At 64.5% G+C, this 25,488-nt stretch carries 28 protein-coding genes; 8 read left to right on the top strand and 20 right to left on the bottom strand.

Going from position 1 to position 25,488, the window contains the following annotated elements:
* The first annotated feature begins 149 nt into the window (after window positions 1-149).
* Window positions 150-1,229 carry an MBL fold metallo-hydrolase gene (locus ACUXH0_RS12370; RefSeq protein WP_137910903.1) on the top strand — a complete coding sequence of 360 codons (1,080 nt, stop codon included), beginning with the start codon at window positions 150-152 and terminating at the stop codon, window positions 1,227-1,229.
* 34 nt (window positions 1,230-1,263) lie between these two features.
* A complete protein-coding gene (locus ACUXH0_RS12375; RefSeq protein ID WP_004633708.1) occupies window positions 1,264-1,650 on the top strand; it encodes an antibiotic biosynthesis monooxygenase family protein in 387 nt (128 codons plus the stop codon).
* Window positions 1,651-1,715: 65 nt separating this feature from the next.
* Here the strand turns inward: ACUXH0_RS12375 and ACUXH0_RS12380 are convergent, their stop codons facing one another.
* The 5 genes from ACUXH0_RS12380 to argS all read right to left on the bottom strand — a co-directional run bounded on the left by ACUXH0_RS12380 (window position 1,716) and on the right by argS (window position 6,849).
* On the bottom strand, window positions 1,716-2,561 hold the full coding sequence (locus ACUXH0_RS12380; RefSeq protein WP_137910902.1) for a helical backbone metal receptor: 846 nt from the start codon (window positions 2,559-2,561) through the stop codon (window positions 1,716-1,718).
* Window positions 2,558-3,358, bottom strand: coding sequence for an SDR family oxidoreductase (locus ACUXH0_RS12385; RefSeq protein WP_137910901.1), 801 nt, complete (start codon window positions 3,356-3,358; stop codon window positions 2,558-2,560). The genes ACUXH0_RS12380 and ACUXH0_RS12385 overlap by 4 nt, the downstream gene beginning before the upstream one ends.
* A gap of 112 nt (window positions 3,359-3,470) precedes the next feature.
* Window positions 3,471-4,127 (bottom strand): thiol:disulfide interchange protein DsbA/DsbL, encoded by a 657-nt coding sequence (locus ACUXH0_RS12390; protein ID WP_004633713.1) that lies wholly within the window; start codon window positions 4,125-4,127, stop codon window positions 3,471-3,473.
* 160 nt (window positions 4,128-4,287) lie between these two features.
* Window positions 4,288-4,998: an SPOR domain-containing protein gene (locus tag ACUXH0_RS12395; RefSeq protein WP_137910900.1), complete on the bottom strand. Its 711-nt coding sequence runs from the start codon at window positions 4,996-4,998 to the stop codon at window positions 4,288-4,290.
* A gap of 60 nt (window positions 4,999-5,058) precedes the next feature.
* Complete coding sequence (gene argS / locus ACUXH0_RS12400) at window positions 5,059-6,849, bottom strand: arginine--tRNA ligase (protein ID WP_137910899.1); 1,791 nt, start codon at window positions 6,847-6,849, stop codon at window positions 5,059-5,061.
* Between the two features lie 174 nt (window positions 6,850-7,023).
* Between argS and ACUXH0_RS12405 the strand changes: the two genes are divergently transcribed.
* On the top strand, window positions 7,024-7,347 hold the full coding sequence (locus tag ACUXH0_RS12405; protein WP_004633720.1) for a DUF1840 domain-containing protein: 324 nt from the start codon (window positions 7,024-7,026) through the stop codon (window positions 7,345-7,347).
* A 127-nt stretch (window positions 7,348-7,474) separates the two neighbouring features.
* On the opposite strand, the gene ACUXH0_RS12410 is transcribed toward ACUXH0_RS12405, so the two are convergent.
* The 3 genes from ACUXH0_RS12410 to ACUXH0_RS12420 all read right to left on the bottom strand — a co-directional run bounded on the left by ACUXH0_RS12410 (window position 7,475) and on the right by ACUXH0_RS12420 (window position 8,812).
* A complete protein-coding gene (locus tag ACUXH0_RS12410) occupies window positions 7,475-8,032 on the bottom strand; it encodes a ferritin-like domain-containing protein (RefSeq protein ID WP_004633723.1) in 558 nt (185 codons plus the stop codon).
* 33 nt (window positions 8,033-8,065) lie between these two features.
* On the bottom strand, window positions 8,066-8,425 hold the full coding sequence (locus tag ACUXH0_RS12415) for a DUF883 family protein (RefSeq protein ID WP_009277192.1): 360 nt from the start codon (window positions 8,423-8,425) through the stop codon (window positions 8,066-8,068).
* A gap of 213 nt (window positions 8,426-8,638) precedes the next feature.
* Window positions 8,639-8,812, bottom strand: a complete 174-nt coding sequence (locus ACUXH0_RS12420) for a DUF1328 family protein (protein WP_004633727.1) — start codon at window positions 8,810-8,812, stop codon at window positions 8,639-8,641.
* Between the two features lie 223 nt (window positions 8,813-9,035).
* Between ACUXH0_RS12420 and ACUXH0_RS12425 the strand changes: the two genes are divergently transcribed.
* Window positions 9,036-10,478, top strand: coding sequence for a sensor histidine kinase (locus ACUXH0_RS12425; protein WP_009239246.1), 1,443 nt, complete (start codon window positions 9,036-9,038; stop codon window positions 10,476-10,478).
* Window positions 10,479-10,563: 85 nt separating this feature from the next.
* Here ACUXH0_RS12425 and ACUXH0_RS12430 read toward each other — a convergent pair whose 3' ends face one another.
* The 7 genes from ACUXH0_RS12430 to ACUXH0_RS12460 all read right to left on the bottom strand — a co-directional run bounded on the left by ACUXH0_RS12430 (window position 10,564) and on the right by ACUXH0_RS12460 (window position 17,046).
* A complete protein-coding gene (locus tag ACUXH0_RS12430; protein WP_004633731.1) occupies window positions 10,564-10,704 on the bottom strand; it encodes an entericidin A/B family lipoprotein in 141 nt (46 codons plus the stop codon).
* Window positions 10,705-10,774: 70 nt separating this feature from the next.
* Window positions 10,775-11,215, bottom strand: a complete 441-nt coding sequence (locus ACUXH0_RS12435; RefSeq protein WP_004633733.1) for a response regulator — start codon at window positions 11,213-11,215, stop codon at window positions 10,775-10,777.
* Between the two features lie 102 nt (window positions 11,216-11,317).
* Window positions 11,318-11,950 carry a response regulator gene (locus tag ACUXH0_RS12440; RefSeq protein WP_009277190.1) on the bottom strand — a complete coding sequence of 211 codons (633 nt, stop codon included), beginning with the start codon at window positions 11,948-11,950 and terminating at the stop codon, window positions 11,318-11,320.
* A 310-nt stretch (window positions 11,951-12,260) separates the two neighbouring features.
* The gene (locus ACUXH0_RS12445; RefSeq protein WP_004633737.1) at window positions 12,261-12,674 is read right to left on the bottom strand and encodes a hypothetical protein; all 414 of its coding nucleotides are present in this window, start codon (window positions 12,672-12,674) and stop codon (window positions 12,261-12,263) included.
* 241 nt (window positions 12,675-12,915) lie between these two features.
* Window positions 12,916-15,654: a methionine synthase gene (gene metH / locus ACUXH0_RS12450; protein ID WP_259393697.1), complete on the bottom strand. Its 2,739-nt coding sequence runs from the start codon at window positions 15,652-15,654 to the stop codon at window positions 12,916-12,918.
* Window positions 15,651-16,004, bottom strand: a complete 354-nt coding sequence (locus tag ACUXH0_RS12455; protein ID WP_009239244.1) for a bleomycin resistance protein — start codon at window positions 16,002-16,004, stop codon at window positions 15,651-15,653. The genes metH and ACUXH0_RS12455 overlap by 4 nt, the downstream gene beginning before the upstream one ends.
* Window position 16,005: 1 nt before the next feature.
* Window positions 16,006-17,046: a homocysteine S-methyltransferase family protein gene (locus tag ACUXH0_RS12460; protein WP_137910897.1), complete on the bottom strand. Its 1,041-nt coding sequence runs from the start codon at window positions 17,044-17,046 to the stop codon at window positions 16,006-16,008.
* Window positions 17,047-17,197: 151 nt separating this feature from the next.
* On the opposite strand from ACUXH0_RS12460, the gene ACUXH0_RS12465 reads away from it, so the two are divergent.
* Window positions 17,198-17,590 carry a rhodanese-like domain-containing protein gene (locus tag ACUXH0_RS12465; RefSeq protein WP_009239242.1) on the top strand — a complete coding sequence of 131 codons (393 nt, stop codon included), beginning with the start codon at window positions 17,198-17,200 and terminating at the stop codon, window positions 17,588-17,590.
* A 113-nt stretch (window positions 17,591-17,703) separates the two neighbouring features.
* On the opposite strand, the gene ACUXH0_RS12470 is transcribed toward ACUXH0_RS12465, so the two are convergent.
* The 4 genes from ACUXH0_RS12470 to ACUXH0_RS12485 all read right to left on the bottom strand — a co-directional run bounded on the left by ACUXH0_RS12470 (window position 17,704) and on the right by ACUXH0_RS12485 (window position 21,102).
* Window positions 17,704-17,961: a BTH_I0359 family protein gene (locus ACUXH0_RS12470; protein ID WP_004633745.1), complete on the bottom strand. Its 258-nt coding sequence runs from the start codon at window positions 17,959-17,961 to the stop codon at window positions 17,704-17,706.
* Between the two features lie 319 nt (window positions 17,962-18,280).
* Window positions 18,281-19,120 carry a 3-oxoadipate enol-lactonase gene (gene pcaD / locus ACUXH0_RS12475; RefSeq protein ID WP_009239241.1) on the bottom strand — a complete coding sequence of 280 codons (840 nt, stop codon included), beginning with the start codon at window positions 19,118-19,120 and terminating at the stop codon, window positions 18,281-18,283.
* A 1-nt stretch (window position 19,121) separates the two neighbouring features.
* Window positions 19,122-20,258, bottom strand: coding sequence for a DUF3108 domain-containing protein (locus ACUXH0_RS12480; protein ID WP_404944691.1), 1,137 nt, complete (start codon window positions 20,256-20,258; stop codon window positions 19,122-19,124).
* Complete coding sequence (locus ACUXH0_RS12485; RefSeq protein WP_009239240.1) at window positions 20,224-21,102, bottom strand: IclR family transcriptional regulator; 879 nt, start codon at window positions 21,100-21,102, stop codon at window positions 20,224-20,226. Before ACUXH0_RS12485 ends, ACUXH0_RS12480 begins: the two co-directional genes overlap by 35 nt.
* 76 nt (window positions 21,103-21,178) lie before the next feature.
* On the opposite strand from ACUXH0_RS12485, the gene ACUXH0_RS12490 reads away from it, so the two are divergent.
* Window positions 21,179-22,171: a fumarylacetoacetate hydrolase family protein gene (locus ACUXH0_RS12490; RefSeq protein ID WP_137911002.1), complete on the top strand. Its 993-nt coding sequence runs from the start codon at window positions 21,179-21,181 to the stop codon at window positions 22,169-22,171.
* An 8-nt stretch (window positions 22,172-22,179) separates the two neighbouring features.
* Here the strand turns inward: ACUXH0_RS12490 and ACUXH0_RS12495 are convergent, their stop codons facing one another.
* The gene (locus tag ACUXH0_RS12495) at window positions 22,180-23,088 is read right to left on the bottom strand and encodes an IclR family transcriptional regulator (RefSeq protein WP_137911003.1); all 909 of its coding nucleotides are present in this window, start codon (window positions 23,086-23,088) and stop codon (window positions 22,180-22,182) included.
* 103 nt (window positions 23,089-23,191) lie between these two features.
* Between ACUXH0_RS12495 and ACUXH0_RS12500 the strand changes: the two genes are divergently transcribed.
* Window positions 23,192-24,196 (top strand): LLM class flavin-dependent oxidoreductase, encoded by a 1,005-nt coding sequence (locus ACUXH0_RS12500; protein ID WP_137911004.1) that lies wholly within the window; start codon window positions 23,192-23,194, stop codon window positions 24,194-24,196.
* Between the two features lie 84 nt (window positions 24,197-24,280).
* Window positions 24,281-25,444, top strand: a complete 1,164-nt coding sequence (locus ACUXH0_RS12505) for an ABC transporter substrate-binding protein (protein ID WP_137911005.1) — start codon at window positions 24,281-24,283, stop codon at window positions 25,442-25,444.
* The last annotated feature ends 44 nt before the right edge of the window (window positions 25,445-25,488 follow it).

Genomic DNA, 25,488 nt, shown 5'->3' on the forward strand with positions numbered 1-25,488 from the left:
CACATGCACGCCGGGCAGCGACATTAAGTTTTCGCTTAAGATGGATGACCGGCGGCGAATTGACGTTTACGTTAGCGTCAATGGCGCCAAACCGCAATCGCAGAGACCGCCGCACAGCAGCTCAAGGCGGCGACCGAGACCCCACCCACATGAACGCGCTCGAACACCAACTCGACTATCCCTTTGGCGACACGCTTCCCGAAGGCGGCACGCGGTTTGAAGTCGCCCCTGGCGTCTACTGGCTGCGCATGCCGCTGCCGTTTGCGCTCGATCACATCAACCTCTGGCTGCTGCGCGATCGGCAGGACGGGCAGGACGGCTGGACGATCATCGATTGCGGCATCAACCACGAAGCGATTCGCGGGTACTGGGAAACGATCTTCGCGAACCACCTCGACGGCCTGCCGGTGCTGCGCGTGCTGGTCACACACTGCCATCCGGACCACGTGGGCCTGTCGAACTGGCTGTGCGAAGGCGGCGACGAGAAACGCTGGAACGTGCGCCTGTGGATGAGTCTGGGCGACTACGCCTTCGCGCGCATGCTGGTGGGCGGCACGGGCGCGTCGAATGCCGGCGGCGAATTTGCCGCGCGCCATTTCGAGCGCCACGGCTTGACCGACCCGACTTCCATCGAAGGCATCCGTAACCGCAAGGATTACTACAGCACGCTCGTGCCAGGCGTGCCCAGCCAGTACCGCCGCCTGATGGACGGCAATGTCGTCACCATCGGCGCGCACACATGGCGTGTCATCACCGGTTTCGGCCACGCGCCCGAGCACGTCGCGCTCTACAGTGAAGAGGCCAACGTGCTGATTTCCGGCGACATGGTCTTGCCGCGCATTTCTACCAACGTGAGCGTGTTCGATCTGGAGCCTGAAGCGGATTCGCTCACGCTGTATCTGGATTCGCTGGGCAAGTACGAGCCGCTGCCCGCGGATGTGCTGATTCTGCCGTCGCACGGGCGGCCGTTCCGGGGGCTGCATACGCGCATTCGGCAACTGCGCGATCACCATGCGGATCGCCTGACCGAAACGTTGGCCGCGTGCAAGGCCGCGCCGCAATCGGCACGCGACATCGTCAACGTCATCTTCAAGCGTCAGTTCGATGTGCACCAGATGACCTTCGCGATGGGCGAGGCGCTTGCTCACCTGCATGCGCTGTGGCATCAAGGCGAACTGGTGCGCGAAACCGGCGCGGACGGTATCGTTCGATTCCACGCAGCTGCATAAACCGCACGACCCGTGCCTTTCAACGGAGCCGCCCATGGCTGACCAGCATGACGTTCTCGACGACAGCGCCGTTGTCCTGCCGTTTCCCGCGCAAACGCCGACTGCACCGTATTACGCCGTGATCTTCGCCTCCACGCGAACCGACGGCGACAACGGCTACGGCGCCATGGCCGACCGCATGGTGGAACTGGCGCGCAGCATGCCGGGTTTCCTCGGCATCGAATCCGTACGCGATGAGCTGGCTGGCGACCAGGGGCGGCCGGGCATCACCGTGTCGTATTGGTCGTCGCTGGAGGCCATTCGCGAGTGGAAGAACCAGAGCGACCACCTTGCCGCCCAGAAGCTGGGGCGTGAGCAGTGGTATGCGTCGTACCACCTGCGCATTGCCAAGGTCGAGTACGACTATGGGTTCGAGCGATAACGTATCGCTGCGGCCAACAAGAAACCCGCCAACCGGCGGGTTTTTTTCGGCCTGAAGACTTGGCCCTAACGCAGCGTCTTCGCAAATTGCCCCAGATACCGCACGCCATCAATCGCGCGGCTGCCGTACCACGACACCATCTCGCCATCAACGAGGTAGACCGGCTTGCCGATCTGCTTTTCGAGCGCATCGACGTGCTCTTCGGTAAAGCTGTAAGGCTCGGTGGAGAGCAGCACGCAGTCGATGTTGCGCACAACATCATTGCTCCAGCGGAACGTCGGGTAGCGCGTGTCGGGCCGGTTGGGGCGGGCACAATCGCCGCTCTTGTTGGTGCCGCATTCCACGGGCGCCGGATCGTCGGGCCACGTATGGCAGTTGACGAGTTTGAGCATCCGCGAGATGTACGTGTCGCGCGACACGGTCATCCACGGGTCTTGCCAGATGGCGTACAGCACGCGGTGCGGCAGGAAGTGGCGACCGCGCAGCGCCTCCAGCTCCTGCGTCAGCGCATCCGACAACTTCTGCGCCTGCGCTTCGCGGCGAAAGATACCGCCCAGCAGTTCGTATAGCGCGAGGTTGTCTTCCGGCGAGCAAGGATGCGTGACGATGATGTGCGGGATGAACTCGCGCAGCTTGTCGACGGTCGGACGCGTGTTCTCGTCAATGTTCACGATGACGTGCGTGGGCGCCAGCTCACGCAACTTGTCCAGTTTGACGGTCTTGGTGCCACCGACCTTCGGTACGTTGCGCACCACTTCGCGCGGGTGGATGCAGAAGCCGGTGCGGGCCACAAGCTGATCGCCCAGGTCGAGCGAGAACAGCAGATCGGTAATCGAAGGGACCAGGCTGGCGATGCGCGGTGTGGTGTCGACAGGGGCGTGGGCGAGCCCAGCCGCATCGGTGTAAGTCATGACGAAATCTCGGGGTTGCGGGGTTTGCGCCCGGCGCGCGCAAACGCAAAGTCATACAGCCCGCGCGGCAGCACGTGCAGCAGCTTGGCGACCATGCCCATCGGCCATGGCAGCACCGTGAAGCGCACGCCGCGATGGATCGCATTCACGGCTTTCAGCGCGAAGCGGTCCACCGGCATCAGGAAGGGCATGGGATAAGGATTGTGTTCGGTCATCGGCGTGCGGATGTAGCCGGGGGCGATCGTCACCACGCGCAGCCCAAGCGGGCCGAATTCCACGCGCAGGCTCTCCATCAGCTTGATCACCGCCGACTTGGAGGCGCTGTACGCCGCCGCACCCGGCAGCCCGCGCACGCCCGCCACGCTGGCAATGCCGACCAGCGTGCCGCCGGGCTGCCCAGGCTTGGCGCGTGCCAGCATCGGCCCGACAAACGGCTGGAACGTGTTGAGCACGCCCATCCAGTTGGTGTCCATCACGGCGGCAAAGGCTTTCAGGTCGCCGGGTTCGCGCAAGTCCGTGCCGACCGAGATGCCGGCGTTGGCGATCACCACATCGGGCAGCCCGACCGTGGCGATAAAGGCGTTGGCCACGTCGCGCATCGATTCGGCGCTGCGCACGTCGGCGGCGTAGCAATGGCAGCGGCTCTGGATGCCGGCAGGCAGCGTCTGGACAAACTCGTGGAGCACGTCGACACGCCGCGCGACCAGCCCGATCATGGCGCCCTGCGCTGCGTACTGACGTGCCAAGGCTTGGCCGATGCCGCTGGAAGCGCCGGTGATGAAGACGATCTCGCTCATGTCGATGTCCTGGTAGGTGTGAAAAAGGCCGACGCACAAAAAACGCCCGCACAGGGGCGGGCGTCGATGGCGGTGTCACGCCCGGGCGAATGCCCGGAAACGCGTCAACCCGTCACATCTTGCGGTTGCGCACCTGGTCGACGAGGTAGTCGAGCGTCTGGGCAGCGCCCACGTTGCTGCCGGCATCTGCCGGCGACGTGGTGTATTTACCCTGCACAACGACGGTCGGCACGCCTTCGATCTTGTACTGATCGGCCAGCTGCGCGGCGCGTTTGGTATTGGCGTTCACACTGAACGAGTTGTAGGTGTCGCGGAACTGCTTCTCGTCGACGCCGTTTGCAGCCATGAACTTCGCAATGTCATCCAATTCGGACATCGAACGGTAGTTCTTGTGCAGTTGGTCGAACACGCGGTCATGCAGCGTCTTGCCGCTGGCGTCCTTGGCGTCGAGCTTGCCGAGCGCTTCCAGCGTGTAATAGATGCGCGTATGCGGTTCCAGCTTGGCATTGAAGGCCACCGGCACGCGCTTGATCACGACGTCCTTGCCTTGCTTGGCGACCCACGCCGTCCAGGTGTTTTCAAAGTCGTAGCAGTGCGGGCAGCCGTACCAGAAGAACTCCGTCACTTCGATCTTGCCTGCGGGCACGGGCTGCGGCGTTTGCAGCACTTTGTATTCCTTGCCGGCGGTGGGCGCGGCGTTGGCCGGCGCGGTCATCAGGAAGCCGGCGCCGGTGGCGAGGGCGATCAGGAAAGCAGCGAGTTTTTTCATGGTGGATGGACGACGAATTAGACGACGAACTGGACGAAGCGACGGAAAAACCAGCGAAATCCAGCGCAGAACCGACAGATGCCGCTATCAGCGTAACTGAGACTGAAGTTTCTGACCGATCACAGCCCGCCGGGTTCACAGCGGGCTGCACGACTTGACGTTACTGGCGAGCGAAGCGAATGACCGACGATTCCACGCCCGTCGACTGCAGGCGGCCGCGCACGGCGGTCATCTCATCCAGCGAATTGAACGGCCCCAGGCGCACGCGATACATCGTGGTGCCGTTCACCTCGCGCTGCGTCACCTTGGCTTCAAAGCCTTGCATGGCGAGATTGCCCTTCTGACGCTCGGCATCTTCGGATGATTTGTAAGCGCCCACTTGCAGGAAGTAGCCCGTCTTGGCGGCATCTTGGCGGGCGATCTCGGCAATCGGGTCCGTCACCGGCTTTTCGTTGGAGGCGGTGACCGGCGCCTTGGGCGGCTTGGCGGCGGGCGCGCTTGCCACCTGCGGGGCCGAGCCCGGCTGGGCCGGATGGATGGTGATGCCCGGCGGCGGATTGTTCTGCTCGGCGGCCTGATCGACCGGCTTGGCCGGCACACGGCTCCACAACGGCGCGTTCGGGTCTGCTGCCTGCGGCGCGCTGGCTTGCGGCGCGGGCTGCACCGGCGTCGGCAGCGTGTTGACCACGTTGCCCGCTTCGCTCGGCTTGGGTTGCGCGCCGCCACGCGACACGAAGGGCACCGGCGCCTTGGTGATGTACACCGCCACCACCACGGCGATCGCCAAACCGACGATCAAGCCCAGCACCAGACCCAGAAACGTGCCGCCCCGTTGCGAGCGGGCACGGGAAAATTGCGTATTGCGTGCCATGTCGATCCTTCTAGAAGCGCCCGATTATAAGAGCGCCGTGTGATGCCAAATCGTGCGCGTTTACATCTTTTGCGGCGCGGACACGCCGATCACCGCCAGCCCGTTGCGCAGCACCTGACGCGTGGCAGCCAGCAGCGCCAGGCGGGCACGCTTGACGGCCTCGTCGTCGACCAGCACGCGATCGGCGTTGTAGAACGCGTGGAAATCGCCCGCGAGGTCCCGCAGGTAGAAGGCCACGGCGTGCGGGGCCAGCTCGCGCGCGGCGTCGGCCAGCATGTCGGGGAATGCAGCCAGGCGTTGCACCAGGGCGGTCGCCTGCGGGCTGACGTCCGGGCCCGTCACGGCAGCCAGATCGGCGCTGGTGAGCGAGGCCGGGTCAACGCCGGCACGCTCGAACACCGAGCAGATGCGCGCGTGGGCGTATTGCACGTAGTACACCGGGTTTTCGTCGCTTTGCTTGAGCGCCAGATCGACGTCGAAGACGAATTCGGTATCGGCCTTGCGCGACAGCAGGAAGAAGCGCACGGCGTCGCGGCCACGCGTGAAGCGCGCCGGCCAGTTCGGCTCGCCGGCTTCCACGCAGGCGCGGATGGTGTCGACGCCGGCTTCGCTGTCGGCGTCGCCGTTGGACCATTCGATCAGGTCGCGCACCGTCACGTACGAGCCGGCACGCTTGGAGATCTTCACCTCGGCGCCGTCCTTCATCACCGTGACCATCTTGTGCAGGACGTAATCGGGGTAGCCCTTCGGGATGCCGATGTTCAGGCCCTGCAGGCCGGCGCGCACGCGGGCGATGGTGCCGTGGTGGTCGCTGCCCTGCACGTTGATGACCTGCGTGAAGCCGCGTCCCCATTTGGTCGTGTGGTACGCAACGTCGGGCACGAAGTAGGTGTAGGCGCCGTCGGATTTGCGCATGACGCGGTCCTTGTCGTCACCGTCGTCGGTGGTGCGCAGCCACAGCGCGCCTTCCTGCTCGTAGGTCTTGCCTGCAGCAACGAGCGCGTCTACCGTCTGCTGCACCTTGCCTTCGGTGTAGAGCGAAGACTCCAGGTAGTAGCGGTCGAACTTCACGCCGAAGGCCTGCAGATCGATGTCCTGCTCATTGCGCAGATACGTGACGGCAAAGCGGCGGATGGCTTCGATGTTCTCGACATCGCGCTCGCCCGTCACGGGTTCGCCATCGGAGGCGCGCACGGTCTTGCCGGCGAGATAATCGGCGGCGATGTCGGCAATGTAGTCGCCGTTGTAAGCGGCTTCGGGCCAGTTGGCGTCGCCCGGCTTGTAGCCGCGTGCGCGGGCCTGGACGGAGACGGCGAGGTTGTGGATCTGGACGCCGGCGTCGTTGTAGTAGAACTCGCGGTGGACCTTGTGGCCCTGCCAGTCGAGCAGGCTCGCCAGCGCATCGCCCAGCGCGGCCTGGCGGCCGTGACCGACGTGCAGCGGACCGGTCGGGTTGGCCGAGACAAACTCCACCAGCACCGGCGCGCCGTCATGCGTGTTTGCGGCGCCATAGCGGTCGCCTTCTGCAAACACGGCGGCGATCACGTCGGCACGCGCGGCGGCGGACAGGCGCAGGTTGATGAAACCGGGGCCAGCGATCTCCACGGCGGCCACCAAGCGCTGGCCGCGGGCATCGGCGCGGATGGCACCGGCGATCTTGCCGGCCAGCTCGCGCGGGTTGGTGCCCAGCGGCTTAGCGAGCTGCAGCGCGACGTTGCAGGCGATGTCGCCGTGCGCGGCCTGCTTGGGGCGCTCCAGGACGATCTCCGGCCGGGCTTGGCCCTCGGGCAGCAGGGAGCCGACGGCGTCGGACAGCAATTGGGCGATCGTCTGTTTGTGGGAGGGCAGCATAAAGAAACCATGACGCCGGCAGTGCTGAATTGGATTGAAATCCAGTTCTGGCGCCGCCAGTTGCGTTGTTCGGGGAAAAGTACGAAATTTTATCAGGTGAGCCGCGGTCTCAGAGGTATCCGCCCCAGTCACGGCAATCCGCGGCCCCCACCCAACCAAGGGAAACAAGAAATCATGATCACCTTTACTTCGCACGCTTCGCAGAAATTCTCGATGCAGAAGGATCTCGCCATGGTGCTGCTGGGCGTGATCGGCAAGACGCTGGGCGAGCGCGGTGTCATCACGCCCGAAGAAATGCCCCACGCCATCGACCGCCTCAAGCGGGCCATCAAGGATGACACGCACCAGGCACATATCAAGGTGGCCGAACTGTCGGCGGCCGAGCTGGACGAAAACGGCGAAGAAGAGCCGCCGCACCTCGGGCAGCGCGCCTATCCGCTGCTGCACATGCTGGAAGAATCGCTGGTCGAACAATCCAGCGTGCTCTGGGGCGTCTGAGGACGGAGCGGGCCAAAAAAATGCCCGGCCGCCAAACGGGGCGGTCCGGGCATCCGGCCACAGCGGGCCGGGAGCGGGGGAGGGGGGGCTGGCGCGCTGGCCGGTATCTCGTCCGACTGCTTTCGCTTTATTGGTCGTGGAGCATGTCGGACAACTCGTCCGCGTGTTCCTCCTCAACGGCCAGAATCTGTTCCAGGACGCGCCGCGTGGTGGGGTCTCGATCCCCGATGTAACGGATCATCTCCAGGTAGCTGTCGATCGCGATCCGCTCGGCCACCAGGTTCTCCTTGATCATGTCGACCAGGCCGTCGGCTTCCACGTATTCGGAATGGCTGCGCGTGGATAGTCCTTCCGGGTTGAAGTTGGGCTCGCCGCCCAGTTGCACGATGCGCGTGGCGATGCTGTCGGCGTGTGCCTGTTCCTCGTTGGCGTGCACCAGGAATTCTGCGGCGATCGGTTCTGCGTTGATGCCCTTGGCCATGAAATGGTGGCGCCGGTAGCGCAGCACGCAGATCAACTCGGTCGCCAGCGCCTCATTCAGCAGCCGCAGCACGGTCTCCCGATCGGCTTTGTAATCTTCGGTCACCGCACCTTCCTCAATGTGCTTGCGGGCACGTTCGCGCAAGGTTTTGATGTCGGTGAGGAAGCTGCTTTCCGAGGGGGCGGCGACGTTGGTCCGGCTCATGTGGTTGCTCCTGCGGGTGATTGCGGGTTGGTTTTATTCGCTGGCGTCGCGTCGGCTGCTTCCGCCGGCCAGCGCCACCACCAGCCCGATCGCTGCCCCAATCGCCACAGCGACACCCACCGACTTGAACGGTGCCGCCGTGATGGTTTCTTCGGTGCGATCGAGCGCCCAGTCCATGCGTTCGCGGGCCTGATGGGCACGCTCATTGGCGGCGCGGCGCAGTTGGTCGGCGCGCGCGTGCAGCGTGCGACTGGCGCGGTCGGCTTCTGCGCTGCCCTCGTCGGTCAATGTATGGATGGCGTTTTCAAGCGAGCGCAGCAGGCTCTGCACGTCTTCCACGGCAGGGCGAGCGGCATAGCGGGCGTGGTCGACGGCGTCGCTGGCACTGTTCATGGCGCGGTGCGCGCGATCATTGACGTCATCAATTCGGCTTCGGACGCGGTGGCTGGCAAAGAGTGACATGGTGAAGTTCCTCATCGTGACGCCCCGGAAGGCGTACTCCGGCGGCGCGGTTGGTTCGGGCGCGGTTTCAGTTTTTGCGAAAGCGGGCCGCATGCCAAACCCCTTAGCAAGACACGGGCCGCGCTTCCCACTGGGTTGGCTGCGCTAATCGACGGCCTTGAAGACCGTGACGCCCAACACCAGAAACAGCACGAACAGCACTACGAAGATGAAGAACAGGACCTTGGCGATACTCGCCGCGCCTGCGGCAATGCCGGTAAAGCCCAGGACGCCGGCCACCAGGGAGATGATGGCGAAGATGAGTGCCCATTTCAGCATGTTGTCGTCTCCGGTTCGGATGGGATGGGAATGCAGGGCAGCGGAGCATTGGATGAGGCCGACGCCCTGTCGCGTATCCCTACGCACATCGCGTGCCTGACCGGGGTGCGCCCCAAGTGTCGCCCGGGGCGCCCACGCGGTATCATCCGAATTGCCAAAAAAACACAAACGCAACGCGCGCCGCGTCGGGCGGTTTGACGCGTTTCCTATGGGTCTGCATGCCATGCGGTCATCCTTGCGCTCCACTCTGCTGCTCGCCGGCGGCATTCTGCTGACGCTCGGGGTGCTGATTGCCTCGGAGACGGGCAACATCCGCCTGAGCCAGGGCTATCGGCAGGTGATTCAGTCGCAGCAGGCCGAAACCGCCATCAACGAACTGCTTGCCGAGCTGGTGAACGCCGAGGCCGGGCAACGCGGGTTCCTGCTCACGGGCAAGGACGAATACCTCGATCCATACAACAAGGCCATCCCGCACATCCACGCGTTGATGGCTGAAATTCGCGATCACTACGCCAACGATCCGGACGCGCTGAAGCTGTTCTCGGAGACGGCGCTCCAGGTGAGCCGCAAGCTCACCGAGATGGAACTCACGCTCATTTACGGCAAGCGTGATCTGGAAGTGGCGCTCGATCTCGTGCGCACCGATTTTGGCAAGGCATCGATGGAAGCGGTGCGGCAGGGGCTGGATCGACTGCGTCAGCGTGAGATCGCCACCGTGGCCCGCAGCCTTGAACACGCCGAGCGCGACCTGGCGCTCTCGCGCTACGGCATTGCGCTCATCACGGCGGTCAACATCATCCTGCTGGTGGTATTGGGCATGCAGCACGCCAAGCGCCTTGCCGTGACGGAGCGTGAGCGCGACATGGCGGAGGAGGAAAGCCAGAAGCTCGACCGTATGGTGCGTGAGCGCACGCGTCAGTTGTCCGACTTGGCTGCGCACTTGCAGCGTGTGACCGAAGATGAGAAGACGCGCCTCGCGCGCGAGCTGCACGACGAGCTGGGCGCCATCCTCACCGCCACCAAGATGGACCTCCACTGGCTGCGTTCACGCATTCATGCCAATGAGCCTGCGGTAAGCGAAAAGATCACGCGCGTGATGGCCCACGTCGATCAGGGCATCCAGATCAAGCGCCGCCTGATCGAAGACCTGCGCCCGACGATCCTGCTCAACCTGGGTTTGGTGGAAGCGCTCTCGCAATTGACGGAGGACGTGGGCACGCGCAATGGCTGGCATACGGAAGTGAGCCTGCCCGACGATATGCCCAAGCTGACCGACGATGCGGCCATCGCGCTGTATCGGATCGTGCAGGAATCGCTGACCAACGCATCGAAATACGCGCATGCGACCACGGTGTCGGTGGCGCTCGATGTGGGTGAAGAGGGCGTGCGCTTGCGCGTGCGCGACAACGGCCGTGGGTTCCCCGCCGATATCGAGCGGCGCCGCATGGTCGGCCACCACGGCCTGCTGGGGATGGAGCAGCGCGCCATTGCGCTGGGCGGCACGCTCGTCATCGACTCAATGCCAGGCGGCGGTGTGACGATCATCGTCGAGCTGCCTCCCAGCGATGCCGTATTCGACCGAGGCGCGGCTAACGAACCGTCGGGCATGCAGGCGCTGACTGGCGGTATTGCGCCTGCCCCGGGCCGCGGCGGCGCGACGGTGTAAGTCGCTCGCCGTAACGCATCGCCCAAACAAAAAGCCCCATCGCGGGGGCTTTTTGTTTTTGATGCCGGCGTCGCTGGCGCTGACGTTACATCTTCTGCTTGGCGTTGTCGGCCGAGTTCTCCAGCTTCTGACCACCGGTCTGGATGTCCTTGCCGGCGCCGGCCATGGTGTTGCAGCCGGCCAGGAACATACACGTCACTGCAAGTGCGGCACACAAGGTCTTCATCGAACGCTCCTTGGGGTGAGAAATGGCGTTGGGCGCGTGGCGCGACGGCAGATGCGGCGCGCTAGGAATCTCAGGGGTGGAAATGCTGCGCGGGCTGTGGACGGGGGCGGCCGACACCGGCGCGCTCTTCGATCACCTCGAACACCTTGTCGAGTTCGAGCGATTTGTCGAAGAAATAGTTGGCGCCGGCTTCAAAACAGCGCTGCCGGTAGGTCGGAACCTGAGCGTGGTTGGTGTAGACGATACGTACGCTGGGCGACGCTTGATCGCGCAGCGTTTGGAGGACTTTGAAGCCATTGCCCTGCCGCAATTGCAGGTCGACGATCACGACGTCGTAGTGGCCCTGCCCCAGAAGGCCCAGCGCTAAATCTTCGGTGTCTGCCCATTCGACCGTCGCCACGAAGGCGGAGGCCTTGAGGTATTCCAGCACCATGCCGCGAAGCACCGGGGAATCCTCGATCAGGAGGACGCGCAGGCCACGGGCGGAGAGGGTGACGGCTTGATCCAGCATGGGTTGATGTTAGCCAGCGGGTTGCCGAGGTGGTATCAGGCGTTGTCCTACATGCCAGTTGGGTTTGCGGTGCGCCAAGGGGTTTTGGCGCCCCATCAGGTGCTACTCAACCAGGCCGTTCTTGATGGCGTAATACGTCAGATCGGCATTGGATTTCATGCCCATCTTTTCCAGAATCCGCGTGCGGTAAGTGCTGACCGTCTTGACGCTCAGGAACAGCTCTTCCGCGATGATCGATACCGATTGCCCGCGCGCCAGCTTGCAGAAGATCTGAAACTCACGCTTGGACAGCGTCTGGTGCAGCGGCTGGTCGGTCGGCTTTTCCAGGCCGCCAATCAGCAGCTCGGCCACGGTCGGGCTGACATAGCGACGGCCTTGCGACACGGTACGGATGGCCTTGACCAGCTCGTCCGGCGCGCTTTCTTTTGTCAGATAGCCCGATGCCCCTGCGCGGATCAGGTTGATGGCGTACTGGTCTTCCGGGAAGGTCGACAGGATCAGCACCGGCAGATCCGGATGGCGCTGGCGAGCCAGCTTGAGGGTGTCGATGCCGTTGCGATCGGGCATGGAAATGTCGAGCACCACGACGTCAAAGGCCCCGGTGCGGAGTTGCTCCATCACCTCTTCCCCGCTGGCCGCTTCCCCCGCGACTTCGATGTCCCGCTCTTCGGACAGAAACTGTCGAAGGCCGGCGCGAACGATCTCGTGGTCGTCCGCAATCAGGACGCGAATCATGCTGCTCCTTATGAGCGCGCTGGGCGGATTGCCCGACTCCGTGCGCTGCGCTTGTTGGTTCGATACGACAGCAATTGTATCGGACTGTTGCGCCAAAACGGGGCCCCTCGTGCTGGCGGTTTGAGAAGGCGTTATCTGCGTTTCCATAAGAGACCTCGGGAATGTGCATGAATCGCAACATGTCGATGCCTCCCCGATCAGCAATCGGCGTGCCTGGGCGCGTGCGGCCAAAGAAAACGGGGCGGAAGAGTTCCGCCCCGAGGGTAGCCGGAATTGCCGGGCGGCCCCGGTTTTTCCGCGCAGTGACGTGTTACTTCGTCTGGGTCGTGGCGGCGGCGTTCGCGCCTGCGTCGGCGCTCAGGCCGGCGCCGGTGTCAGCCTTTGCGGCCTTGCCCGACTTCTCGGCCGACTTTTCCGTCTTGCTGACCGACTTGCCGACCTTGTCTGCGGTCTTGTCGACGCCGGCTTCCGTCTTCGCCTTGTGCTCGTGCGCGGCCTTGGCGCCGTGCTCAGCCTTGGTGTTCAGTTGGCTCTTGGCGGACTCGGTGTCCAGCTTGGCCCCCGTATCGGCCTTCAGGCCCACGCCGGCATTGCCTTGTGCCGGTGCCACGGCCGCAGTGCCATTGGATTGCAGCGATACGCCGGCCGACGGGGTTTGCGCGTTGGCGTAAGCCGAAGCAGCAGCGATGGCGATGGCGGACAGGGAGATCAGCAGCTTGTTCATGGAAGAGACTCCTTTCGTTCTGAACGGCCACGCGAGGGATTCGTCGCGGCATCACTCTGTGTGTGTTGAGTGAATGGGTTCAGTCTATGGAGCCCTTTCGGTTACGACTGTTAGGGGGTGTAAGCCTTTGTAATGTCAGGATCGCCCCTCTTGAAACCCCGGCAAAGCCAATGCCGGTGAGGGTTTGCGGACGTAAGACACAGCGTGATTCACACTATGTCTTAAACGTCTTGTCACAGAATCAGAGATTCGGGGCGAGGGCGCGCTCCACAAAGGCGCGGTCTTCACCGCTGCGGGCGATCATGTCGTCCACCTGATCCTGGCCGATCTTGCCGAGCGTGAAGTACGTGCTGTCCGGATGCGAAAGGTAGAAGCCCGAGACGGAAGCGGCCGGCGTCATGGCCAGCGCCTCGGTCAGGTCCATGCCGATCTCCTGCGCGTCGAGCACGCGGAACATGTCGCGCTTGACGGTGTGCTCCGGGCAGGCCGGGTAGCCGGGCGCGGGGCGGATGCCCTTGTATTCCTCGCGGATGAGCGCATCGTTGTCGAGCGTCTCATCCGGTGCGTAGCCCCACAAGTCGCGACGCACGCGGGCGTGCAGGCATTCGGCAAAGGCTTCGGCAAAGCGGTCGGCCAGCGCCTTGAGCATGATCGCGCTGTAGTCGTCGTTGTCGGCTTCGAACTGCTTCTCGCGCTTTTCCACCCCGATGCCGCCGGTGACGGCAAACAGGCCGATGTAGTCGGCAATGCCGGTGTCCTTGGGCGCGATGAAATCGGCCAGGCAGCGGTTCGGGCGCATCACGCCGTCGATGATCGGGCGCTCGCTCTGCTGGCGGATGTTGCGCCAGGTGAGCGCGACTTCCGAGCGCGATTCGTCGGTGTAGATCTCGATGTCGTCGTCGTTGACGGTGTTGGCGGGCAGCAGCGCGATCACGCCGTTGGCCGTGAGCCAGCGCCCGGCGATCAGGCGCGCGAGCATGCTCTTGCCGTCGGAAAATACCTTGCGGGCCGATTCGCCGACGATCTCGTCGTTGAGGATGTCCGGGAATTTACCGGCCAGGTCCCACGTCTGGAAGAACGGGCCCCAATCGATGTACTGGGCGAGTTCGTTCAGATCGTAGTTGCGGAACACGCGGCGGCCGATGAACTTCGGCTTGGGCGGCGTGTAGTTGCTCCAGTCGATCTTCGTCTTGTTGGCGCGCGCTGCGGCCAGCGACACCATCGGCGTGGCTTTCTTGTTGGCGTGCTGCGTGCGGATGCGGTCGTAGTCGGCGTGCAGTTCTTCGACGTAGCGCGCGGCGCCTTCGTCGGACAGCAGGCTCGACGCCACGCTCACTGAGCGCGAGGCGTCCGGCACGTAAACCACCGGCCCTTCGTAATTCGGGGCGATCTTCACGGCGGTATGCACGCGGCTCGTCGTCGCGCCACCGATCAGCAGCGGGATTTTCTTCACGCGGAAGTACTCGTCGCGCTGCATTTCCGACGCCACGTAGGCCATTTCTTCGAGCGACGGCGTAATCAGGCCCGACAGGCCGATGATGTCCGCGCCTTCCACCTTCGCCTTGGCCAGGATGTCGTTGCACGGGACCATCACGCCCATGTTCACGACTTCGAAGTTGTTGCACTGGAGCACGACGGTGACGATGTTCTTGCCGATGTCGTGCACGTCGCCCTTGACCGTGGCGATGACGATCTTGCCACGCGAACGCACGTCGCCGCCGGCCGCGGCAATCTTGCGCTTCTCTTCTTCGATGAACGGAATCAGGTGGGCCACCGCCTGCTTCATCACGCGGGCGGATTTCACCACCTGCGGCAGGAACATCTTCCCGGCGCCGAAGAGGTCACCGACGATGTTCATGCCGTCCATCAGCGGGCCTTCGATGACCTGGATCGGGCGGCCGCCGGCGGCAAAGATCTTCTGCCGAACTTCTTCGGTGTCTTCGACCACGTAGTCGGTAATGCCGTGCACGAGCGCATGTGCCAGGCGCTTTTCCACCGGCTCCTGACGCCAGGCGAGGTTTTCTTCACGCTTGGTGCCGCCGCCCTTGTAGCGGTCCGCAATTTCCAGCAAGCGGTCGGTGGCATCGGGGCGGCGGTTGAGCACCACGTCTTCCACGCGGTCGCGCAGTTCGGGGTCGAGGTTCTCGTACACGCCCAACTGCCCGGCGTTGACGATGCCCATGTCCATGCCCGCCTGAATTGCGTGGTACAGGAACACGGTGTGGATCGCCTCGCGCACCACGTCGTTGCCGCGGAACGAAAACGACACGTTCGACACGCCGCCGCTCACCTTCGCGTACGGCAGGTTTTGCTTGATCCAGCGCGTGGCTTCGATGAAGTCCACCGCATAGTTGTTGTGTTCCTCGATCCCGGTCGCCACCGCAAAGATGTTCGGGTCGAAGATGATGTCTTCCGGCGCAAAGCCGACTTTGTTGACGAGGAAGTCGTAGCTGCGCTTGCATATCTCGGTCTTGCGCGCATAGGTGTCAGCCTGGCCTTGCTCGTCAAACGCCATCACCACGGCAGCGGCGCCGTAGCGCTTGATCAGCTTGGCGTGGTGCGCGAACTGTTCTTCGCCTTCCTTGAGCGAGATCGAGTTGACGATCGCCTTGCCCTGCACGCACTTCAGACCCGCCTCGATCACGTCCCATTTGGACGAGTCGATCATGATCGGCACGCGCGCGATGTCGGGCTCCGAGGCGATCAGATTCAGGAAGCGCACCATCGCCGCCTTGGAATCGAGCATCGCCTCGTCCATGTTGATGTCGATGACCTGCGCGCCGTTTTCGACCTGCTGGCGCGCCACGGCCAGCGCCTCGTCGAACTGGCTGTTCAGGATCATGCGCGCGAACGCCTTGGACCCGGTGACGTTGGTGCGCTCGCCGACGTTGACGAACAGCGTGCTCTCGCCGATGTTGAACGGCTCGAGGCCAGAGAGGCGCATGGGGTGGTCGGTCATGATGGTGCGGGGTTCGGTCAGGCGGGGGCGTATTCGCCGAGCTTCAACAGGTTGCCGTGCGGGTCGATCACGTAGAGCTCTTTCATGCCCCACGGACGCACCGCCGGCGGCGCGAGCTCCAGCCCGCGCGCGGTGAATTCTTCAAACAGCGCCTGCGTGCTCGGCACACGCAGGTAGCACGAGGTGTGCTCGGCAATGCGGCGGTCGTCGCACAGCCAGAAATGGATTTCAGTGCCATCGCGCTGCACGATCAGGTAGTCGTCTGCGATCAGTGCCTGCGTGAACCCCAGCCGCTCCGTATAGAAGCGGGCCGACTCCTGCAGGTCCAGCGAGGCAAGCACGGGGATGGTGCTGTCGATGCGCGCCTTCATGTCAGGCGGCTTCGAGATACTGGCCGGGCCATGCACGCGGCTTGCGGTTGGCCACGCGGTCGGCGATCGCCTTGATGTGCTCCGGCGTGGTGCCGCAGCAACCGCCCACCAGATTCACCAGGCCGGCCGAAGCAAACTCGTCGACCAGGCTGGAGGTGACCTCTGGCGTTTCATCAAAGCCCGTGTCGCTCATTGGGTTGGGCAGGCCGGCGTTGGGGTAGCACGAGACGGCCGTATCGCAAATCTTCGCCAACTCGGCGATGTACGGACGCATCAACGCGGCGCCCAGCGCGCAGTTCAGGCCAAAGGTGATCGGCTTGGCGTGGCGCAGGCTGTTCCAGAACGCCTCGACGGTTTGGCCCGAGAGAATGCGGCCCGAGGCGTCGGTGACGGTGCCGGAGATCATCACGGGCACGCGCTCGCCGGTGTCTTCAAACAGCTGATCGATGGCGAACAGCGCTGCCTTGGCGTTGAGCGTGTCGAAGATGGTCTCGACCAGAAACACGTCCGCGCCGCCTTCGAGCAGCGCCTTGCCCTGCTCGTAGTAGGCGTCGCGCAGTTGGTCGAAGCTGACGTTGCGAGCGCCCGGGTCGTTCACGTCGGGCGAAATGCTGGCGGTCTTGGGCGTCGGCCCAAAGGCGCCGGCAACAAAGCGTGGCTTGTCGGGCGTGCTGTATTTGTCGCAGGCTTCGCGTGCCAGGCGGGCGGCCACGACGTTCATCTCGTAGGCCAGCTCCGCCATCTTGTAGTCTTCTTGAGCGATGGTCGTCGCACCGAAGGTGTTGGTTTCGATCAGGTCCGCGCCGGCAGCTAGGTACTGCTCATGGATTTCACGGATGACGTCGGGGCGGGTGAGCAGCAGCAGCTCGTTGTTGCCCTTCACATCGATCGGGTGGTTGGCAAAGCGCTCGCCACGGTATTGCGCCTCATTCAGCTTGTAGCGCTGGATCATGGTGCCCATCGCGCCGTCCAGGATCAGGATGCGCTCGCGCAGCAGCGCGGGCAGGTTGGCGGCACGGGTGTAGGGCAGGGGCGCGGTCATGGAAGGGACTCCGAGGTGCAGCGGCCGGTCGAATATTCAGAATTTGCGGCCAAAGCGGAATTTTACCAGTCGCATCAATGACTTGCCGCCGTTGTGGGCAATCGCGCCTCTATAATCGACATCACGCCCTTTGCCCGCCCTGACACTCGCCATGCAATTGCTCGATCCCCCAGACGCCCACGCCTTCCTGGAGCGCACGCCCGCCGCGCTTTTTGTCGACTGCCGCAGCGAAATGGAACACCTCTTCGTGGGGCATCCAGCCGGCGCCCACCACGTCTCGTGGAACGACGGCCCGCATTGGGAGGTGAATCCGGAGTTCGTGCCGACCGTGCGCAAACTGACCGGTCACGGCATCGAGCGCCCCGTTGTGCTGATCTGCCGGAGCGGCAATCGCTCGGCGGCTGCGGCGCATGCATTGGAAGAGGCGGGTTTTCGTGATGTCTACGTTGTGCGCCACGGCTTTGAGGGCGACCTCGACAGCACGCGCCACCGCAACACGCTCAACGGCTGGCGCCATGCCGGCCTGCCATGGGAGCAATGCTAGAAGGACGCTATCGACGCGATAGTCGATCGACACATGAAAAAACGCCCGGCAGCGCCATGCTCCGGGCGTTTTTTGTTGATCCGTCCAGCGGGCGGTTTTGCCCGCACGGTACGTCAATGCATTGTGACCGGCTGCGTCATCACCGTGTCGAATTTGCCGAGGAAATCGTCGACTTCTTCAACGGTCGGTTCGCTGGCGATGAGCTTTTTCACGTCCTCGCGGAAATGCTCGGCCAACTCGCCGCCCAGGAAGATCTCACGTTTGAGGTTCTTGTCCACGATCTCGTAGCCGCCCGCTGACAGCATGGCGTGTTGGCCGTCTACACCGAACTCGACAACACAGTAGTTGTCGCTGTTGTAGATCATCTGCATGGTGCACCTCCGAGGCGTCAATCGTCTTGCTGTTGTGGGGACTGCTCTACTGCTGCACCGGGTAGATGGGGCCCACCATCATGACTTCAAGGGCCGATCAATTCCCGCCTCATGACCGTTCTGCCCCATCTACCCCTTGGGCTTCATGATCGGTCACAAAGTTCGCGAACGCGAGGCGAAATGTGTGACGTGCGTTGTGATCGCGTAACAAGACCTTTCCGTTTCTGCATCAAAAGAAGCAAGCGGCCTTCCGCCATTCGGCCAGTAGACGACGGGCCGTGTGCGGGGCGCGTGCAACTATCGGCAAGGCAGGCAGGCCTTATGGCGTGTCGCATTGACTCCCGCATCCAGCGTGCCCGAGGAACTCATCCAGATCGGCGAGGAAGCCCTCCTCCTGTTCGATGGGGGCCAGGTGCGCCGCGTGCGGAATCACTTTCAAACGGGCGTCGGGAATGTGCGTGGCGATCTCGCGTGCCGCTTCCACCGGGGCACCGGTGTCTTGGTCGCCTGTCATGACGAGCGTGGGACAGGCGATGCGCGCCAGCGCGCTGCGTGTGTCGAGCGCCTTGATGGCCAGGCATGTACCGACATAGCCGTGCGGTTGTGTGGCGCGCAGCAAGCCGCGGATGCGTTCAACGACGTCGGGATGGGCTTCACGAAACGGCGTGGTCAGCCAGCGCTGTATCGTGGGCTCGACAATGCCGCTCATACCGTGCGCTTCGACTTGACCGATGCGCTCGTCCCACATGACATGCGCTGACGCCGGCGTGTAGCACACGGTGTCGCACAGCGTCAGCGAGAGCAGCCGCTGCGCGTGCCGCACGCCCAGGACCTGCCCGACCATGCCGCCCATCGACAGGCCAACGAAATGCACCTGTCCGATCGATAGCGCATCGAGCAGGCCGGCCACATCGTCCGCCATCTGGAACAGCGTGTAGGGGCCGTGCGGGGCGCTGGTCTTGCCGTGGCCACGTGCGTCGTAGCGCAGCACGCGATAGCGGCTGGCCAGGCGTCGGGCGGCGCTGTCCCACAATTGGTGGTCTACGCCCAAGGCGTGCGCAAGCACGACCCACGGGCCATCGGCGCCCTCGGTGCGGTGGTGGATGTCGATGTGGTTGGCGTGCACCGTGCCGGAATCGGAGAGGGCGTTGGTATCCATGTCAGCCTCCTTCCTGGGACTGGTAGACCAGATCGAACTGCATGCCGTTGGGCTCGGTCTGGCGCAGGCGTACCGGCAGCCAGCCGCGATCGGGGGACAGCCAGATCTCTACACGCCGTTTGTCATCCGCGCGGCGCGGCAGTCGTATGAAGTGTTGCGCACGAATCGTGCCGTTCGGCGTGTCGATGGTTTCCTCGCCGACATGCTGGACGCGGGCCACTTCCACGCTGTCGGTATCGGCGATCGGGAATTCCAGCGTGAGGCCCGGGCTGGCGATGCGCGCGGGGCCGCCACGGGCCAATCCGGTCAGTTGCAGGAAGACGCTGAAGCGGTCTTGCGTGCCTTCGGGCAACGGAAGCACGGCCGGCGAGCGGGTGAAAGTGACCGTGGGTGCGCTCTGTGCGCCGGATGCCGGTATGGAGTCGGTCGCGTAATGGAACGTCGTCACGTCGGGTTGTCGGCGCCCGCGCTCTTCTTCGTAGCGCGCGGGGGTTAGACCATACGGGCCGACGGTGCCGGCGCTGCGAAACGCGAGTTTGCCGAAGAAGAGCGGCAACGGAATTTCCACGGCGAGCGTGTAACTTTTGCCATCGGTGGCCCAGCGGATCACGCCATCTTCGTTGCGCACGCCGTTGACGTAAGTGGCGTACCGCAGCGTGGTCGATGGTGGCAGCGAGAATGCGTCGCCCGGCGGTGCAGGCGGCCCGCCCGGGCCTTCGCCGCTCAGATCCTTGACCACGCCGGTATCGCCCGAGGCTTGAGCGCCAGCGCTGGTGAACTTGGACGGGTCCATGCTTGCCAGATCGGGCGCCGGCGACGTGGGTGTCGGCGCCGGAGCAGGCGGGGTCTGAGAACGCGGACGGGGCGGAGCCGGGCGCAGCTTGGGCGCAGCCGGGGGCGGGGGCGGCTGCACGGGCTCGGGATGCAGCAACAGCGCGGGGATGATCTGCTCGGGGGCCGGCAGCCACGTCACCTGACGGCTGCGCGTGATCCACACGACCGCAACGACGTGCAGCACGAGCACGGCCAGCAGCACGAGCCCGAACCGGCCAAGCCGATAGAAGCGACGCCTGCGGGGTTGCACGCGGTCGGTATTCAGTTCGTCAGCATTGCGGGGCGTTGGGTGCAACGTATCCAAGATCGGCGGAAAGTTGTTGTGCGGCCAGCCGCAAGCGCCGCTCCAGCGGGCTGCTCCAAGTGGTGTCGAAGGTGCTTTGTGCGCCCAACGCGATCAGCACGAGACACAATTGGCCGTTGGCGTCGAACACCGGCAGCGACATCGCGTTGATGCCGGGCAGCACGCCACCGTGGATGCGCGAGACGCCACGCAGGCGCACGTCGGCGCAGATCGCATCGTAGGCTTCGAGCGTTTGCGGTAGCTCCGGGTTCTCGGAGTCGGCGGACTCGCCCTGGGCCGCAATGCGATCGAGTTCGCGCTGGATGAACGAGCGCGTCTGCGCGCGCGGCAAGTACGCGCCGAACACGCGGCCGGTGGCCGAGTTCAGCATCGGCATCACATCCCCCAGGCGCAAGCTGACCGTCACGGGATGGCTGGCTTCTTCCCAGTGGACGATGGCCGGGCCCTGGTTGCCCCAGACGGCCAGGCCGACAGTGTGATCGATCTCGTCGCGCAGCGCGGCGGCGGCGGGCCGGGCGCGGCGCATCGGGTCTTGTCGGTTCAGGCTCACCAGCCCCATTTCCAGCGCGAACGGACCCAGATCGTAACGGCCTTCGGGCGTTTGCGTGACAAGCCCCAGGCGCGCAAAGCTCACCAGATAACGGTGCGCCTTGGCGGGGTTCATGGGCGCGGCACGCGCGAGGTCGCGCAGCATCATCGGGCCGGTGGTGTGCGTGAGCACTTCCAGCAGCCGGAAGCCGACTTCGATGGACTGGATGCCCGAGCGCGCGGGCGCATCCAATTCACCGTCGGCATCGGGCTCCAGGTCGAGATCGGTGTCGGCGGGCAGCGGTGGCATGGTCATGGGCGATGGATCGGTTCGGGCCAGTTTAGCCGATGCAAGGTGTACCATCCGCGCAGCTTTTCTCCACACAACGCACATGAAACTCGCCACCCTCAAGGATGGCTCGCGCGACGGCCAGTTGGCCGTGGTCTCGCGCGACCTCAAGACCGCTCACTTCGCCACGCACATCGCCGGCACGCTGCAGCGCGCGCTGGACGACTGGGCCTTCCACGCGCCGCAGCTGCAGGATCTGTACGACCAGCTCAACGCGGGCCGCGCACGCCACCCGTTTGCGTTCGATGCCGCCAACTGCATGGCGCCGCTGCCGCGCGCTTACCAGTGGGCGGATGGCTCGGCGTATGTGAATCACGTTGAACTGGTGCGCAAGGCGCGCGGCGCCGAGATGCCCCCCGAGTTCTGGACCGACCCGCTGATGTACCAGGGCGGCTCGGACGACCTGGCCGGCGCGCACGATCCCATCGTCTGCCGCAGCGAGGCGTTCGGCATCGATTTCGAAGCCGAGGTGGCTGTCATCACCGGCGACGTGCCGATGGGCACCGAGCCGGCCGCCGCTGCCGAGGGCATCCGCCTGATCGTGCTGGCCAACGATGTGTCGCTGCGCAATCTGATTCCGGCGGAGCTGGGCAAGGGTTTCGGCTTCTTCCAGAGCAAGCCGGCCACGTCGTTCTCGCCCGTCGCCGTCACGCCCGATGAATTGGGCGACGCCTGGCGCGAACGCAAGGTACATCTGCCGATGACGGTGCGCTGGAACAACAAGAAGGTCGGCCAGCCCGAGTGCGGCACCGACATGGTGTTCGACTTCGGTCAGCTGATCGCGCACATCTGCAAAACACGCAACGTGCGTGCGGGCAGCATCGTCGGCTCGGGCACGATTTCCAACGTGGACCGCAGCAAGGGGTACGCGTGCATTGCCGAGAAACGCATGCTGGAAACCATCGAATCCGGTGCGCCCATCACCGAATACATGCGCTACGGCGACACCGTGAAGATCGAGATGTTCGACGCCAACGGCGTGTCGATTTTCGGGGCGATCGACCAGGAAGTTGTCGCGCCGGGCACGCAGGCGTAAGCCTTGCCCTACGCGGATTCGGGCGTCGTCCGCGGACGGCGCCCCCGCTTTGGCGCAGCGGCACCGGCCATCAGCGCCTGCCCGTGATACCCCAGACGAAGGGATAGCGTCCGCCCGGCCTCGCGCAATAGCCGCGCGGCGGGCCCTTCCAGGCTCGAATCGAACACGCTGGACAAGCCCAGCGCCGTGATCGCCCCGGCCAGCTTGCCCTGGGAATCAAGCACCGGCACGGCCACCGAATCGATGCCGTGCACCAATGTCCCGCCGATGCGCGCCACGCCTTCTTGCCGCACCGCCTGCCAGCGCGCGCGGCAGTTCAGCCAGTCGGTCAGGCCCGCCTTGCCGGCACCCGGCCCGCGCAATTCACGGTCGATGAGCGAGACGATCTGGATTTCGGGCATCCATGCCGCGCATGCCTGACCCGTGGCCGAGTTCAACAGCGGCATGACAGACCCCACCCGCACATTGACCGCCACCGGCCTGCCGCTGTCTTCCCAGCGCACGATGACCGGGCCGCGCGCGGTCCAGATCGACAGAAACACGCTTTCGTTCAGCCGCTCGGCCAGCTTGGGGAGCAGGTTGCTGCCCTCGCGCACGAAATCCACGTCGGACAGCGCCGACAGCCCCACCTGCAACGCCTGCGCCCCCAGCCGGTAGCGGGCGGAAGCGGGGTCCTGCTCGACAAACCCCATGCGTTCCAGCGACACCAGGTAACGGTGCACCTTCGCGCGCGGCATGCCCAACTGCCGCCCGAGTTCGGAGACGGCGTGTGCGCCACCGGCATGCGCCATCGCCGAAAGCACGCTCAACGCGATCTCAGCGGACTGGATGCCGGCGCTGGTGCGTTCAGGCGTGGCGTCTTCTGCGGCCAGTTCGTGGGGCGATGTTTCCGGGGGCAGGGGGGCGTCGATGGGCATCTTGAAGTCTCGGGTGTCGCTTTATAAGATACGCGTTACGTAAAAAGATACAACCGGCGCGGCGGCCCTGCGCGCTGGAAAAGACCTCGAACCCGGAGACGCCATGAAGCTGTCGATCTTTTCCGTGCAGGACCACTACCCCGACCGGCCCCGCAGTCTGCCGCAACTCTACGCAGACGTCATCGCCCAGGCGCGCCACGCCGAAGCGCTTGGCTACGACACCTTCTGGGTGGCCGAGCATCACTTTCACGAGTACGGCGCTGTCCCCAACCCGGCAGTCTTTCTGTCGCATCTGGCCGCGCAGACACAGCGGCTGCGACTGGGCACGGCCATCTCGATCCTGACCTTCCACCACCCGGCCACGGTGGCCGAGAACTACGCGATGGTCGATGCGCTTTCCGGCGGGCGGCTGTCGCTGGGCGTGGGCTCCGGCTACCTCAAGCACGAGTTCGAAGGCTACGACGTCGATCCCGCTATCAAGCGCGAGCGCTTTGACGAAGCGCTGATGCTTGTCGAGCGCTTACTTGCAGGTGAGCGTGTGCACCACGCGGGCCAGTTCCACACGCTGCGCGACGTGCGCCTCAACGTTCTGCCGGTGCAGGCTCGCGTGCCGATCCACGTGGCAATCCTGCGGCGCGAGGCGGCGTATCACATTGGCCGGCAGGGCCGGCGCATGCTGTTCGTGCCGTATGCCTCGGTTGAAAGTTTTGAGGACATCCGCACGTTGATGGACGAATACCGCCGTGGCCTGGCCGAAGCAGGCATTGCCGACACGCGCGGCATGGCGGCCGTCGCGCTGCATACGCATGTGGGCCCGACCGAAGCCGCCGTGCGTGCAACGGCCGCCGACGCATTCGACCTGTATGTCGCCACGCGGCTCTACGCGCGTCGCCAGACGTACGACGATGTGCTCGCCAGCGGCCTGTCGTTGTTCGGCACGCCCGACGCGGTGGCCGAGAAGCTCGCGCAGCTGTCCGACATGGGCGTCGATCACGTGATGGCGCTGCACAACTTCGGGTTGATGCCGCAATCGGCTGTGCTCGAATCGATGCGCGCGTTCGTGGAGGATGCGCTGCCGCGCGCCCGCATCACGGCGCTCGCTGCCTGAACCTGTCCAGCCTGGGCGACTCCGCATCGCCAAACCGCCGCAAAACCGCTACGCTCTTTGCCAAACCACGGGAGGAGACCCCCAATGCAGCGACCGAAGTGGCGGCACGCAGGCGTACTGGCTGGTCTGGCTTTGCTGTCTTCCGCCGCACTGGCGGACATCCGCGTCGGGGTCACGGTGTCGGCCACCGGGCCGCAGGCCTCGCTGGGGCAGCCCGAGAAGAACGCCACCACGCTGTGGCCTAGCGAGATTGGCGGCGAAAAGGTCGACGTGATCGTGCTTGACGATGCGTCGGACACCACGCGCGCGGTCACCAACACGCGCAAGCTGATGAGCGAGTCGAACGTTGACGTGATCGTCGGCTCGTCCACGACGCCGAATACGCTGGCGATGATCGACGCGGCGGCCGAGGGCAAGACGCCCGTGATTTCGCTGGCCTCATCCGCCCGGTTGATCGAGCCGATGGATGCCAAGCGGCGCTGGATCTTCAAGACGCCGCATTCGGACTCGCACATGGCCTCGATGATTGCCGAGCACGCCGCAGCGCACGGCGTGAAGACCATTGCTTACATCGGCTTTGCAAATGCACTGGGCGAGGCCTTCCTGACGGAGGTGCAGCGCTTTGCCGATCTCAAGCACATCCGTATTACCGATACCGAGCGTTTTTCGCCCACGGACAACAGCGTGACGGCGCAGGTGCTGCGTCTGCTGGCCAACAAGCCCGACGCGGTGGTGATTGGCGGTTCCGGAACGCCGGCCGCCCTGCCGGCCCGCGCGCTGGCCGAGCGCGGCTACACCGGCAAGATCTACTTCAATCACGGCGTATCCAACAACGATTTCGTCAGGCTGTGCGGCAAGGATTGCGAAGGCGCCTATGTGCCGACCGGCCCCGTGATGGTCGCCGCCGAATTGCCCGACACCAATCCGGCGAAGCGGCAGGCGCTGGATTTTGCGCGCCGTTATGAGGCCACCTTTGGCCGTGGCAGCGTGTCGATCTTCGCCGCCTACACGGGCGACATCGGCTTGCTGCTGCAGCGCGCGGTGCCGGTGGCACTCAAGCGGGCCAAGCCGGGCACGCCGGCCTTTCGCGAGGCGCTGCGCGACGCACTGGAGCAGGTGCACGATCTGCCCACCAGCACCGGGGTGGTCAACATGAGCCCGCAGGACCACGTTGGCCTGGACCAGCGTGCCCGCGTCATGGCGCAGATCCGTCGTGGCCAATGGCACCTGGCCGATGCCGCGAAGTGAAAGTGACGATGACGACGGAGCGCATCCCGCATTGCACGCGCGAT

Source organism: Ralstonia sp. 110700041-2 (genome assembly GCF_056280165.1).

Excerpts from the sequence above, each read along its gene's own strand:
- ACUXH0_RS12370 (WP_137910903.1), top strand. The coding sequence starts at position 150 with ATGAACGCGCTCGAACACCAACTCGACTATCCCTTTGGCGACACGCTT.
- ACUXH0_RS12375 (WP_004633708.1), top strand. The coding sequence starts at position 1,264 with ATGGCTGACCAGCATGACGTTCTCGACGACAGCGCCGTTGTCCTGCCG.
- ACUXH0_RS12380 (WP_137910902.1), bottom strand. The coding sequence starts at position 2,561 with ATGACTTACACCGATGCGGCTGGGCTCGCCCACGCCCCTGTCGACACC.
- ACUXH0_RS12385 (WP_137910901.1), bottom strand. The coding sequence starts at position 3,358 with ATGAGCGAGATCGTCTTCATCACCGGCGCTTCCAGCGGCATCGGCCAA.
- ACUXH0_RS12390 (WP_004633713.1), bottom strand. The coding sequence starts at position 4,127 with ATGAAAAAACTCGCTGCTTTCCTGATCGCCCTCGCCACCGGCGCCGGC.
- ACUXH0_RS12395 (WP_137910900.1), bottom strand. The coding sequence starts at position 4,998 with ATGGCACGCAATACGCAATTTTCCCGTGCCCGCTCGCAACGGGGCGGC.
- argS (WP_137910899.1), bottom strand. The coding sequence starts at position 6,849 with ATGCTGCCCTCCCACAAACAGACGATCGCCCAATTGCTGTCCGACGCC.
- ACUXH0_RS12405 (WP_004633720.1), top strand. The coding sequence starts at position 7,024 with ATGATCACCTTTACTTCGCACGCTTCGCAGAAATTCTCGATGCAGAAG.
- ACUXH0_RS12410 (WP_004633723.1), bottom strand. The coding sequence starts at position 8,032 with ATGAGCCGGACCAACGTCGCCGCCCCCTCGGAAAGCAGCTTCCTCACC.
- ACUXH0_RS12415 (WP_009277192.1), bottom strand. The coding sequence starts at position 8,425 with ATGAACAGTGCCAGCGACGCCGTCGACCACGCCCGCTATGCCGCTCGC.
- ACUXH0_RS12420 (WP_004633727.1), bottom strand. The coding sequence starts at position 8,812 with ATGCTGAAATGGGCACTCATCTTCGCCATCATCTCCCTGGTGGCCGGC.
- ACUXH0_RS12425 (WP_009239246.1), top strand. The coding sequence starts at position 9,036 with ATGCGGTCATCCTTGCGCTCCACTCTGCTGCTCGCCGGCGGCATTCTG.
- ACUXH0_RS12430 (WP_004633731.1), bottom strand. The coding sequence starts at position 10,704 with ATGAAGACCTTGTGTGCCGCACTTGCAGTGACGTGTATGTTCCTGGCC.
- ACUXH0_RS12435 (WP_004633733.1), bottom strand. The coding sequence starts at position 11,215 with ATGCTGGATCAAGCCGTCACCCTCTCCGCCCGTGGCCTGCGCGTCCTC.
- ACUXH0_RS12440 (WP_009277190.1), bottom strand. The coding sequence starts at position 11,950 with ATGATTCGCGTCCTGATTGCGGACGACCACGAGATCGTTCGCGCCGGC.
- ACUXH0_RS12445 (WP_004633737.1), bottom strand. The coding sequence starts at position 12,674 with ATGAACAAGCTGCTGATCTCCCTGTCCGCCATCGCCATCGCTGCTGCT.
- ACUXH0_RS12455 (WP_009239244.1), bottom strand. The coding sequence starts at position 16,004 with ATGAAGGCGCGCATCGACAGCACCATCCCCGTGCTTGCCTCGCTGGAC.
- ACUXH0_RS12460 (WP_137910897.1), bottom strand. The coding sequence starts at position 17,046 with ATGACCGCGCCCCTGCCCTACACCCGTGCCGCCAACCTGCCCGCGCTG.
- ACUXH0_RS12465 (WP_009239242.1), top strand. The coding sequence starts at position 17,198 with ATGCAATTGCTCGATCCCCCAGACGCCCACGCCTTCCTGGAGCGCACG.
- ACUXH0_RS12470 (WP_004633745.1), bottom strand. The coding sequence starts at position 17,961 with ATGCAGATGATCTACAACAGCGACAACTACTGTGTTGTCGAGTTCGGT.
- pcaD (WP_009239241.1), bottom strand. The coding sequence starts at position 19,120 with ATGGATACCAACGCCCTCTCCGATTCCGGCACGGTGCACGCCAACCAC.
- ACUXH0_RS12485 (WP_009239240.1), bottom strand. The coding sequence starts at position 21,102 with ATGACCATGCCACCGCTGCCCGCCGACACCGATCTCGACCTGGAGCCC.
- ACUXH0_RS12490 (WP_137911002.1), top strand. The coding sequence starts at position 21,179 with ATGAAACTCGCCACCCTCAAGGATGGCTCGCGCGACGGCCAGTTGGCC.
- ACUXH0_RS12495 (WP_137911003.1), bottom strand. The coding sequence starts at position 23,088 with ATGCCCATCGACGCCCCCCTGCCCCCGGAAACATCGCCCCACGAACTG.
- ACUXH0_RS12500 (WP_137911004.1), top strand. The coding sequence starts at position 23,192 with ATGAAGCTGTCGATCTTTTCCGTGCAGGACCACTACCCCGACCGGCCC.
- ACUXH0_RS12505 (WP_137911005.1), top strand. The coding sequence starts at position 24,281 with ATGCAGCGACCGAAGTGGCGGCACGCAGGCGTACTGGCTGGTCTGGCT.